Annotated in this window: 12 protein-coding genes and 1 other RNA gene; 5 read left to right on the top strand and 8 right to left on the bottom strand. The window is 36.8% G+C overall.

Annotated elements, in window-relative coordinates; translation table 11 throughout:
* Positions 1 to 184: 184 nt before the first annotated feature.
* The 7 genes from JEM65_RS20835 to JEM65_RS20805 all read right to left on the bottom strand — a co-directional run bounded on the left by JEM65_RS20835 (position 185) and on the right by JEM65_RS20805 (position 6,718).
* Positions 185 to 1,198, bottom strand: coding sequence for a hypothetical protein (locus tag JEM65_RS20835; protein ID WP_199603635.1), 1,014 nt, complete (start codon positions 1,196 to 1,198; stop codon positions 185 to 187).
* 277 nt (positions 1,199 to 1,475) lie between these two features.
* Positions 1,476 to 2,024 (bottom strand): 1-acyl-sn-glycerol-3-phosphate acyltransferase, encoded by a 549-nt coding sequence (locus JEM65_RS20830; protein ID WP_199603633.1) that lies wholly within the window; start codon positions 2,022 to 2,024, stop codon positions 1,476 to 1,478.
* A 1-nt stretch (position 2,025) separates the two neighbouring features.
* Entirely contained in the window at positions 2,026 to 3,108 is a 1,083-nt protein-coding gene (locus JEM65_RS20825; protein ID WP_233530771.1) for an iron-containing alcohol dehydrogenase family protein, read from the bottom strand.
* Between the two features lie 3 nt (positions 3,109 to 3,111).
* Positions 3,112 to 3,843, bottom strand: coding sequence for an HAD family hydrolase (locus JEM65_RS20820; RefSeq protein ID WP_199603631.1), 732 nt, complete (start codon positions 3,841 to 3,843; stop codon positions 3,112 to 3,114).
* The gene (gene kdsB / locus JEM65_RS20815) at positions 3,834 to 4,562 is read right to left on the bottom strand and encodes a 3-deoxy-manno-octulosonate cytidylyltransferase (protein ID WP_199603629.1); all 729 of its coding nucleotides are present in this window, start codon (positions 4,560 to 4,562) and stop codon (positions 3,834 to 3,836) included. The genes JEM65_RS20820 and kdsB overlap by 10 nt, the downstream gene beginning before the upstream one ends.
* 45 nt (positions 4,563 to 4,607) lie before the next feature.
* The gene (locus JEM65_RS20810) at positions 4,608 to 5,171 is read right to left on the bottom strand and encodes a DUF4126 domain-containing protein (protein WP_199603627.1); all 564 of its coding nucleotides are present in this window, start codon (positions 5,169 to 5,171) and stop codon (positions 4,608 to 4,610) included.
* Positions 5,172 to 5,293: 122 nt separating this feature from the next.
* On the bottom strand, positions 5,294 to 6,718 hold the full coding sequence (locus tag JEM65_RS20805; RefSeq protein ID WP_199603626.1) for an ATP-dependent DNA helicase: 1,425 nt from the start codon (positions 6,716 to 6,718) through the stop codon (positions 5,294 to 5,296).
* 205 nt (positions 6,719 to 6,923) lie between these two features.
* Between JEM65_RS20805 and JEM65_RS20800 the strand changes: the two genes are divergently transcribed.
* From JEM65_RS20800 to JEM65_RS20790, 3 genes are read left to right on the top strand one after another with little or no spacing between them, the layout of a single operon-like run.
* A complete protein-coding gene (locus tag JEM65_RS20800) occupies positions 6,924 to 7,652 on the top strand; it encodes a hypothetical protein (RefSeq protein ID WP_199603625.1) in 729 nt (242 codons plus the stop codon).
* A gap of 7 nt (positions 7,653 to 7,659) precedes the next feature.
* Positions 7,660 to 8,472 carry a DUF3822 family protein gene (locus JEM65_RS20795; RefSeq protein ID WP_199603624.1) on the top strand — a complete coding sequence of 271 codons (813 nt, stop codon included), beginning with the start codon at positions 7,660 to 7,662 and terminating at the stop codon, positions 8,470 to 8,472.
* Positions 8,463 to 9,017 (top strand): RsmD family RNA methyltransferase, encoded by a 555-nt coding sequence (locus JEM65_RS20790; protein ID WP_199603623.1) that lies wholly within the window; start codon positions 8,463 to 8,465, stop codon positions 9,015 to 9,017. The genes JEM65_RS20795 and JEM65_RS20790 overlap by 10 nt, the downstream gene beginning before the upstream one ends.
* Positions 9,018 to 9,104: 87 nt before the next feature.
* Here the strand turns inward: JEM65_RS20790 and rnpB are convergent.
* Positions 9,105 to 9,486: RNase P RNA component class A (gene rnpB, locus JEM65_RS20785), an RNA gene on the bottom strand.
* A gap of 229 nt (positions 9,487 to 9,715) precedes the next feature.
* Between rnpB and dnaX the strand changes: the two genes are divergently transcribed.
* The gene (dnaX, locus tag JEM65_RS20780; protein ID WP_199603622.1) at positions 9,716 to 11,434 is read left to right on the top strand and encodes a DNA polymerase III subunit gamma/tau; all 1,719 of its coding nucleotides are present in this window, start codon (positions 9,716 to 9,718) and stop codon (positions 11,432 to 11,434) included.
* Between the two features lie 51 nt (positions 11,435 to 11,485).
* On the top strand, positions 11,486 to 12,046 hold the full coding sequence (locus tag JEM65_RS20775; RefSeq protein WP_199603620.1) for a hypothetical protein: 561 nt from the start codon (positions 11,486 to 11,488) through the stop codon (positions 12,044 to 12,046).
* The last annotated feature ends 72 nt before the right edge of the window (positions 12,047 to 12,118 follow it).

Here is a 12,118-nt window from a genome sequence, read left to right as displayed (position 1 = left end):
TTAAAAATTTATAGAAACTAAAGTAACTGCAATGAATCCCGATAGCTATCGGGAGTAGGGTTTTAACCCTTAACTAGATAATAAAAAGCCAACAATTTCTTGTTGGCCTTCCTCTTTCTCATAGCAATGATTTTTATAATCACAAGAAAGTTATTAATTCGTATTTCAATTAGAGACCAACGTATTAATCTTCAAAATAAACGGCGGATGCACCAGCAAGATCCTTGTTCATAAAAGGTGCAATATCGCCACCATTACCAAAACCCTCAAATGCTAAAACTCGTCCTCCAGCATTACCTGCTTCGGCAATAAACACTGTTCCGGTCTCACCATCATAAGCAACATCTACCGGATTGCCTAAAAATGTGTTTGGTCCAGATATCCGTATTTGATTTGCTATAGTTAAGGTATCACCATCTGCAAGCGCATTAAATTTTCCTGTAAATCCAGTAATCACATGAAAACCGCCATCATCCTGAGTGTTGGCAGCATCTCCAATATCTGTCATTACCATAGTATCAGAATCGTCATCATAGGTTAAACCATGGGTTCTTATAATACCTTCAACCACCACACGTTTTGAAGCCATCAGCTCTCCATCTGTGGTAGTACTTAAAAAGTTAGTAAACACCGCCAATTCATTATCGGCATCAACTACCGCATATAAATCGTTGCCATGAAAGGCAATTCCCCAAACTTTAAAATCAGTAGTAATTGTATTTCTTAAGGTGAATATATTGGCAGTGCGCTGATACACAAAAAAACGACCTTGCGCGTTGGCATTATCAGCTACCACATAAAAATCATTTTTAACGGCCATCTCTCTCGGACTTTCCATGTCTGAAGTTCCTAAAATGCCTGGCGCTATGGACGCATTATTTGATTGTAATGAAAGATTCAGAAAGCCCTCTATAGCTATTTCTGAACGCGACACCTGCACGATAACATCTTGGTCTTCATCATAATAAATACCATCAGCGGCGGTAGATGCCGTTACTAATGTGGTTGAACTGATCGCGTCCCTATTGGTGACATCATAATAGGAGATATTGCCATCTGCTGTGTTTGATGTGAATAAAGTTTTTGTCTCTAAAATTGGCTCTTCAATTAGTGTGTTGTCATCATCCGTACACGAAGAAAGAACTGCCGCAGTAGCTACTGAAAGACCTATTAGTTTGAGTGAATGTATAGTCAACATAGAATTTTTGCTTAATTATATAGTTATATACGGATTGGTGTAGAAAACGGTTTATGTACAATTACAGTTTAACAAAATATTAGGGATGTACAAATTTAGGTGGTCAGGAAACAAAAAAGCCACCTTATTAAAGATGGCTTTTCTATAATTCAGATTGTCTGGTGTTTCTCTTTAGGGACAAAAAAAGCTGTTTACTTTATGTTTCACCACTCAATCTAGTATTGGTATGCCAAATTGTGTGCCAAGTTATGTTTTAAGATGTTTTTAAACTTAAAGACTAAGAATAAGAGTGAACTTTACCTCTAACGCCCTCAAAGAAACTGCGCATGTATTTAAAATCAGCTTCCAAATCATCGGTTGGATAGAAAGGTTCTGAAATTTTGTTTTGTTTATTTCCAAAATCGAATGTAAACATGATAATGGGCACATCTGCTTTTTTTGCAATATAGTAGAATCCGGTTTTCCACTCCTCTACTCTTTTTCTGGTGCCTTCTGGAGACAGTGCCAGTCTGAATTCGTCTCTGTTTTCAAACAATTTTGCAATAGCTTCTACTTTATTTTGTCCCGGCCGACGATCTAATGGGGCACCGCCAATAGCTCTAAAATAATAGTTAAATGGCCATTTGAAAAGTTCTTTTTTCGCTACAAAATTTGATTTGACGCCAATTACCTGGCGCATTAAAAGTGCAATATAAAAATCTTCCCAACTGGTATGCGGAGCGGCAATAATCACTGCCTTTTTAATCGTATCTTTTGACATCGTAACATTACCTACCACTTTCCATCCTAAGATTTTGGAGTATATAAATTTAGATAACCATCTCATGCTACATTCTTTCGTATAGTGATCTCAATTTGTCCCTAGTAATGGTCTGTTTCCAGTTTTTACCGATGGCATTTTCCCATAGCGGCTCCAGTCCTAAAGCGACATCAATCATTATGTTAAATTCATCGTCACCAAGTTCAGAACAAATTCCTTGAGGAAGTTGGATGCCATGAAGGGTTTTCATCTTTTTAAATAAGGCAACACCTTCTGGATAAAATTCTTCCAAATTATCAAAAACAATACAGTTTCCTATGCCGTGTCTGGTGCCTAAAAGATAACCTAAACCATAACTTAAAGCATGGGCAACGCCTACTTGAGAATAAGCAATGCTCATTCCCCCGTGCCAAGAAGCCATCATAAGCTTGTCTTGCTGCTCTTCTTGTGAGCCCTTATCATCCATAAATATTTCTTTGCACAACTCGTAGGCCTTTTCGCCATAACTTTGACTAAAGGCATTTAAATACGTACCATTCAGAGATTCCACACAATGAATAAAACAATCCATACCCGTATAAAACCATTGGTCTTTTGGTATGCCTGTAGTTAACTCCGGGTCTAATATCACTTGGTCAAATGGAGTATAATCTGAATTGATGCCCAATTTACGCTCCGGACCGGTCAATACAGTAGTCCTAGAAACTTCTGCTCCAGTGCCAGAAATGGTTGGTATGCCCACATGATAGATGGCAGGAGATTTCACCAAATCCCAGCCCTGATAATCTTTAGACTCGCCTTTATTAGTGAGCATTAAGGCTACTGCTTTAGCCAAATCTAAAAGCGTTCCGCCACCAATCCCAATGATTCCTGAAGGTCGGTCTTTATGGTTTAAAATAATTTGTTCTACCAGATCATCCACTTGTGAGGTTGTAGGCTCTTGATCTGCTGAAATAAAAAGCAGCTGATCTTCATAAGCCAAAGAAATTCTGGAGGTCAACCATGCATTTCCTTTAAATACATCATCCACTAAATATATAAATGGTGCTTTGACGTTTAATCGTTTTGGAGCTATAATGTCGCTTAATTGATTAAAACTGCCACGTCCATAAATTACTCTGGACACCATTGGGTAATTTTTATAAGTCATTCTTTAGAGTCTTAATTTTAGATTGGGGATTTTCTTCAACAAAGGAAGGACATCCAATACACTGGTCATGGTTTTGTATTTCTTAGGGTATTTGTCATTGGTAATTACCTGTTCATGAATCCATGTAGTATGAAATGGCACATGAATGGCGTGTGCTTTGATATTTATCAAAGGCAAAATATCTGATTTTAATGAATTGCCGATCATTAAAAATTCAGAAGGTTTAATATCTAAATGATTTAACAATTTAGAATAATTAGCTTCTTTTTTGTCACTAACCACTTCAATATGATGAAAGTAATCCATTAAGCCAGATTTGTACAATTTGCGTTCCTGATCCAACAAATCGCCCTTTGTTACCACAATCAATCGATAATCATCTGATAACGTAGCCAACACCTTCTCCACCCCGTCAAGTAATTCAACTGGTTTATTAAGCATGTCTTTACCTACATTAAGAATGGCTTCTATAGTGGTGTTGCCAATAGAATTGTTTGAGATTTCTAAGGCAATCTCAACCATGGATAAGATAAAGCCCTTAATCCCGTAACCGTATAACGGCAAATTTTCTATTTGTCTTTTAAACAGTTCTTGGTCAATTTTATTGGCCGTTTCATAAGGCGCCAAAAGTTTTGCAAACTCAAGTTCAGCATCCCTGAAGTAGGTTTCATTGACCCAAAGCGTATCATCGGCATCAAAACCAATGACCTTTATATTTGTGTAGTCTATTTCCATAAACGTTTTGCCCGTTCTAGGTCTTCAGGAGTGTCAATTTCAACACCCTCTATGTGGGTCTCAATCATTTTAATTCGTTTGCCATATTCTAAATAACGAATACATTCTATCTTTTCAGTAGCTTCAATAAACAGCATTGGTAATTTATAAAAATCGAGAAGCGCCTGTTTTCTAAATGCATAAATTCCTTTATGCTTAAAATACCGGGCACCTGCGTTTTTATCTCGTGGATAAGGGATGGGACTTCTCGAAAAATAGAGGGCGAAATTATTCTGGTCTACAATTACTTTTACGGTATTGGGATTACTGATCTCCTCCCAATCATGGATTTCTACCATCAGTGATGCTAAATCAATTTGTTTATCAGGGTCATCTCTAAAGGCATTGAGTACCTTTTCCAAACTTTCACGTTCGGTAAACGGTTCGTCACCTTGTACATTAACCACAATATCAACATCCAAATCTTCTACAGCTTCTGCAATTCTATCGCTGCCAGATTCGTGTTCCTTTTTACTCCTGATGGCTTTCCCGCCATTATTGACAATTTCATCGTAAATGATAGTACTGTCCGTGACCACATACACATCGTCAAACAAATTGGTGGCAACGGTCGCTTCGTACGTTCTAAGAATAACGGTTTTACCCGCTAGATCCTTCATCAATTTGCCAGGAAATCGTGTTGCGCTGTACCGCGCCGGAATCATTGAAATTATCTTCATAGTTGACCGTTAATTCTATTCAAAAATAAAACTTTTTAGGGTATTTCAGGGGTTGGAAGGTTTAATCTTTTTATAAAGTTTGAAAACGACAAACAAAACAAAAATCACCAGTACAAAAGCGATGATGGGCAAGAAGATTGAAAAAATGGACATGACTATAGAACTGCCTGTCTCTATGGTTGATATTACGGGATTACCAACTCCTGCGGTAGAAACAGTTGATGTTAATCGGGACGCTCCAGCCGCACTTTTAATGGTGGCTGCGGTACCTCCACCGGCAATTATGGCCAATGCCCAAGTAATGACAGGGCTTAAATCGGCCACTGTAGACATCATAACTGCGGTTCCTGCCACTGCGGCCAACGGAATGGCAATGGTGTCCAATAAGTTATCGACTATTGGGATGTAATAGCCCAAAATTTCAATGAGCGTTGCCACACCTAAGGTAATAACTGCGGTGAGACTGCCTATCCAAACCCACGAAGAATTCAATTCCCATATATTAAAATACGAGGCTAAGCTAAGAGCAAATAAGGGTAAGAACACTCTAAAGCCTACAGAAGCTGCTAATCCGACGCCAAGAAAAATACTAATAATAGTTTCAGTCATATAAATGCAGAAATCCTATGAATGGACTTTTTGTATTTAGTTTATAATCTTTAAAGTTATTAAATTCATAATGCCCTAGCGCGATAAAAAAGAAAAAAGATATGTTTCTAATGGGTTGACAATTAAGAGCTGAAAAACTCATCAGGAAATCCTATCAGATATAATTTTTCTTTAGCTCTGGTCATGGCGGTATAGAGCCATCTTAAATAATCTTTATCAATGCCATTGGGCAAATAAGGCTGTTCCACAAAAACCGTATGCCATTGCCCACCTTGCGATTTATGACAAGTAATAGCATAAGAGAACTTGACCTGTAAAGCATTAAAATGTTTATTATTCTTAATTTTTATAAATTTTTTATAGTTGGATGTTTCGTCTTCATAGTCTTTTTGCACCTCCTGATATAATCTATTGGAGTCTTCATAAGGTAATGAGGGTGATTCCGCTTCAATAGTATCTAAGATCAATACAGTTTCAAACGGAGCCATTTTTGGATAATCGACCATCTGTACTTTAACTTCAGCAAATCTGAATCCGTATAAGTCTTGGATACTAAAAATTTCCAAAACCTGAATGATATCTCCATTGGCAATAAAACCAGCCTCAGAAGTTGGTTTTACCCAGAAATAATTGTTCTTTACCACCATTAAAAAATCGCCTACAGTAAGTTCATTCTCATTGTTTAAAATACGCTCCCTAATTTGCTTATTGTATAAATTGGCGCGCTTGTTACTGCGCACAATAATGGCAGTCTCTTCCTTTCCCTGATCGGAGTAGCCGTCATTTATGGCATCCATAATCTCATAGCCATCTACCAATCTCACAATATCAGCATAGCCGTTAAGATCAAATTTAAACGCTTCATAAAATTCGCCTTCCAAAACCTCACGCAGATTGGTGGCATTCATTAAAATTCCGGAATCCTGCCCTTGCCGTACCACTTCATCCAGTTCCATGGTAATGACATTCTTGTTGTAATTAAGATTGAGCTGCACACTATCTAGGGCCGGACTCAAATCAGACTTTACAGGCGGTAATTGCGCTTTATCACCGATGAGTAATAGTTTACAATTGTGTCCGGAATAGACATATTGCATCAAATCATCCAATAAGGAGCCGTTTTCAAATAATTTTGAATCAGAAGGCGCATCAGGAATCATAGAAGCTTCATCCACTATAAAAATAGTATCACGATGTTTGTTGGGCTGCATAACAAATTTAACACCACCACCTTTATCCTTTTTTGGAAAATAAATCTTTTTATGGATGGTAAATGCTTCCTTGCCTGAATAATTAGAAATAACCTTTGCGGCTCTTCCTGTGGGGGCCATTAACACGGCACTTTTTTTAATATGCCATAAATTGGAAACCAAGGTTCCAATGATGCTCGTTTTTCCGGTACCGGCGAATCCTTTTAAAAGATAAATTTGATTGTTATTGGTGTCAAAAACAAAATTGGAAAGCTGATCTAGGACTATATTTTGCTTTAAAGTAGGTTCAAAAGGAAATTTTTGTTTTAATTGTTTATAAAAATCGGAGGCATTCATATTTCAAACGTTCATTAATCTTAAGCCGGAAAGATAAGGTTTATAAAGAATTGTTGTAACTTTATACCGTGCTTTTTGCTAGCTTTTTACATTATATAAAAGCTCACCTTTTTTAATTTCATCATTTTTATGGGGTTTGGTTTTCGTGAATAAAAAAAAATTGTAGATTTGCGTTAGACCAATTATAAAAATAAACTCACAAACTATGCTAACAGTAATTCTTGCTATTGTAATTGTTATCCTTCTTACGATTGGAATCGTTTGGTTGATTGACAAATTTGTTCCTCAAAACCTTAAGCCAATTTTACATATCATACTCTGGGCAGCAATTGCTTTTCTTGGCTATTCCACCTTTATGTCAGTGTATGGAGAAATCCAATTCAATAAACTTAAAGACAAACGCTATGCCGTTGTTATTGACAAATTGATTGACATTAGAGATTCAGAAATGGCATACAAACAAGTAAACGGCAAATTCACCGATAATTTTGACGCCTTAGTAAAATTTATTGATACTGCACATTATACAATTACACAACGTAGAGATTCAACCATTATTGATGCAGAAGCAACAAAACGCTTTGGTGGTGTTACCATGACAAAAGAGATTATTCTTATAGATACCTTAGGAATTGTACCTGTGAAAGATTCTTTATTTGGAACAGACACACGTTATAAAACCATGATGAATGTACCTGTAGGTAAAAAAGGTGCTAAATTTACATTAAAAGCAGGTATGTTAGATAACATTCCTGTGTTTGAAGCCAGTGTTGATAAAGCGATCATTCTTGATGGTGAGGATAAAAACCTAATAGCAAAAGAAAAGCAAGTTGTTTCTGTGGATGGTGTTAATGGACCAAAACTTATGGTAGGTTCTATGGATGAAGTGAAGACCAACGGAAACTGGCCTAAAAACTATTCAACAAAAGAATAAATTGGAATTGAAAATCTTAAAAAAACTGTCCATTCAAATTAGTTTGAGTGGACTTTCTTTTTGTATCCTTAATAGTGCAGACAATAAAGTGGACTATTTAAAGCGCATTGACTTTAAAAACAAACTCACGCCAGAAGCTGTTTTGGAACATTTAAAAAACGCCATCCATGGAGAACCGCTTTTGAGCGATACTTTTGATAGCGTTTTAGTGCTTTTTCAAAATGATCTGTCTAATTTAGTTCCAGAAATTTTTTTTAGCGAAGACCATTCAGCAGACTATTTAAAGTTCAGTTCAAAAATAATCAAAACTGATTTCATTTCGCACGACACCATTGAGGCAAACAAAACTGTTAACGTTTTTGTCCCTTATATGAATATCAATAATTATGTGTTTGATGTGTATGGCGAATTTGAATATAAACATGCCTCCACCATTTTATTGGAACACGCCTTAAAGCAAGAACAAGGGTCTGAGGATGACAAGGTGTATATAAACGTTGCCCCCTTCCATTATGAAATGTTGGTGGTTAGCAAAGGACAACTGCAGCTTTACAATACATTTGAATATCATACCAAAGAAGATTTTATCTACTTTATATTGTTTGCCATTGAACAGCTCAAGTTGAATCCTGAAACCCTTATTGTTAAATTAACGGGGGTTATTGAAAAGGATGATGAGTTCTTTAAAATCCTGTATACCTATATTCGATTTGTAGAGTTTGATAAGTCTTCCAAAACATATACGTTTGATAGTATTGATATCCATACTTCCAGACATCAACACACCCTTATTTTAAATAGTTTCAGCCCATGCGAATAATTTCAGGTCAATTTAAAGGAAGACGTATCACGCCGCCAAAAAAACTACCAGTACGTCCAACTACTGATATGGCCAAGGAAGCGCTGTTTAACATCCTGAACAATACTTACTATTTTGACGAGATTTCAGTCTTGGATCTATTTGCGGGTACAGGAAGTATCAGTTATGAATTTGCGTCTCGCGGAACAGAAACTATTACGTGCGTGGATGAAGATGCGGGGTGTATTAAATTCATCAATCAAACTGCGGAAGATTTTGAAATGGATATCAAAACTGTAAAAAGTGATGTCTTTAAATTCTTAGAAAAAGCAAAATTACAGGCCACCGTTATTTTCGCTGATCCACCTTATGGATTTAGCATTGAATTGTTTTCAAAAATTCCGGAGTTGGTTTTTAAAAATGATCTTTTAGAAGCGGATGGAGTGCTTATTGTAGAGCACGCGAAACAAATGGATCTTTCTGAACTTCCTTACTTCAGTTATTCAAAAAATTATGGGAGCAGCCTATTCAGTTACTTTGAGAGACCTGCATTGACCATAACCTAGGCAATTTAGTGTTAACACAGCAAAGCGTGGCGCTGAATAACGTGATCACAAAAGCAAAGCCCTTTGGAACCATCCAAAGGGCTTGTATATTTAAGTAGATCTATAAGCCGAATTCTGTACTTCTTCATTTCAAAAAAAATTCTAAAACAAAAAAGCCCTTATCATTTATCTGAGTGTACTGTTACCAGCACACTTTAGCTGTCTACCCTCCAACAATCGAGCGTGCCGCCCTCCCGCCTGCCACCATCTGTTAAAAACAAACGGCGGGCAAGCAAACGTTGGTATACATGACATTGCACCACATAGAGTTTACCTGGTTTCACTACAGCATTACCTGTACATACTTTCTGTTGCACTTTTCCTGATCTCACGACCGATGGTCATTAACCATTATGTTGCACTACGGTGTTCGGACTTTCCTCCAAATGTCCAATCAAGTTGAACATTCAGCGATAAGGCGATTTACTTGCCCGCAAAGATACTTTAAAATTTATTTGCTTAAAGTTTTTATGTGTCAAAATTGGACCTTGAAATAAATTGAGCATTTAAGGGAATTTTCATCCCTAAATCCTCTAACAATTTTTGTTAATAACTAATACTAAAATCGTTCATTGGGGCTGCGTTTTTAGAACTGATTTTATAACTTTGTTACTTCTAGTTTGACATCTTAAAATGTCAGATTAAACAGAGACTAGTTAATGGAACATTTCATCGTATCGGCACGCAAGTATAGACCTCAAACATTTAAGGATGTTGTGGGGCAGCAGGCTATTACCAATACCTTGTTAAATGCCATTGAACACAATCATTTGGCCCAAGCCCTACTCTTTACTGGTCCGCGCGGTGTTGGTAAAACCACCTGCGCACGTATTTTGGCCAAGATGATCAATAGTGATGGTACGGAACAAGAAGATGAAGATTTTGCGTTTAATATTTTTGAATTGGATGCCGCGTCCAACAACTCGGTAGATGATATCAGAAATTTAACGGACCAAGTTCGAATTCCGCCACAAGTTGGAAAGTATAAAGTTTATATAATTGATGAGGTGCATATGCTCTCTCAAGCCGCGTTTAATGCGTTTCTGAAAACTTTAGAGGAGCCACCTAAACACTGTATTTTTATATTAGCCACAACAGAAAAGCACAAAATCATTCCAACGATTTTATCCCGTTGCCAGATTTTTGATTTTAAGCGCATTACTGTTAAAGACGCCAAAAACTATTTAAAATACATTGCTGAAGAACAAGGTATTGATGCTGAAGACGATGCGCTCCATATTATTGCCCAAAAGGCAGATGGTGCCATGCGCGATGCGCTTTCCATTTTTGATAGGGTGGTCAGTTTTTCCGGTAAAAACTTAACCCGTCAAGCGGTCACTGAGAACTTAAACGTTCTTGATTACGAAACCTATTTTACAAGTACTGACTTAATTTTAGAGAATAAAATTCCGGAATTGCTCATTCAGTTTAATGAAACCTTATCTAAAGGTTTTGATGGCCACCATTATATTGCTGGATTGGCCTCTCACTTTAGAGATCTTATGGTATGCAAAAATGAGCACACCATAGAACTTCTGGAGGTTGGTGAGGATACCAAACTAAAATATATAGAACAGTCCAGAAAGGCCTCCTATGAGTTCCTGATGAAGGGCATAGAATTAGCCAACGACTGTGATCTCAAATTTAAAAACAGTAAGAATCAACGCTTACTCGTTGAACTGACCTTAATGCAGCTTGCCTCTATCACTTTTGATGGAGAAAAAAAAAATAGCAATCACTACATAATTCCAGCCTCTTATTTTAAGGCGAAGGGCATCAAGCCTATCCCTGTAACCCTTCCCAAAAAAGAAGTTGCAGTGGCTCCACCTGTACAAACTGCACTGGAGCCTAAACCGAAAGAGCCCCAAAATCCTTATGCACAACAATCAGTTCCTAAAATTGATTTAAAATATGATAGCAAACGGACTTCAGGTCTTTCTCTAAAAAGTATTAGGGCTAAAAAGGAGCATCTTATCAAACAAATGGAAGTGGTCATTGACCCTAACGATTTGCCTACAGAAACGTTTACTCAAGAAGCTTTTGATAAGGCCTGGGAAACTTATATTGGTACTTTAAATACAAAGGGGGAAAAGATTATGGTATCTATGTTAGAAATGGGAAGGCCTGTGTTAAAAGGCACTGCAATCCATGTAGAATTCCCGAATGAATCTCTTAAAATAGAATTGGAACGCGCACAGTTTCCATTAATGGAACACCTCAGGAAATCACTCAGAAATTTTGATCTATCTTTAGAGATTCACGTCAATGAAGAAATTGCTAAAAAATATGCCTTTACAGCACTAGAAAAGTATGAAAAGCTAAAAGAGAAAAATCCAAATATTGAGCTTTTAAAGAAGACTTTTGGTTTGGATTTATAAGCTTTTTTATACCCGATTTTAGGAATGATAATTTGATTATATAGTCTGTTTATGAAAAATATAGTACTAGTATTTGCTTTACTTTCTGTGGTGGTTTTAAGCTGTGATGGCCGGCAGACCAAAAAGGAAGCTTTAAAACGGGCAGTTTCTGAATATAATAGCAAGACTTCACAAAGTCAAATGGTCTCTTATCATCCGGAAGCCTATGTAGAGATTGTAACCGATACTCTTATTGCGAATACGGTAAACGTGCGGATCAAGAATTATTCCCTAATGGACCAACAGATTCTGATTTCAAATGTTTCCACTACTAATACAAAAACGATTAATTATCAACGTGTATTTGAATCTGAAATACATATTTCTACGGTCACCAAAGATATTTTGACCACCCATATTTCTGCTCAGCAATTTAAAGTGCTTGATGCAGATCCGTTTTGGAAGAATGCCACACTACAGCATACTTGGGTCAATCAGGAATTGTCCTCTTTACAAAACATAATATTGGATATCTCGTTTATCAACCCTAACACTGCTGCCTCCAAATTATATAGAATGTCCATTAATGTTCATGGTCAACAAACGCTAAATTTAATAGAAGAACACAGTTAAATTAGTGAAACTCAATTTTTAATTCATTTCTTCGCAACTTTTAAAAATTGATAGTTGAACTAATCCCGCTTT

The sequence above is a fragment of the Gelidibacter salicanalis genome, assembly GCF_016469035.1.
Lineage (GTDB): Bacteria > Bacteroidota > Bacteroidia > Flavobacteriales > Flavobacteriaceae > Gelidibacter > Gelidibacter salicanalis_A.
Note: the sequence above shows the minus strand (reverse complement) of the source record. Positions and strands in the feature narration are given on the sequence as shown.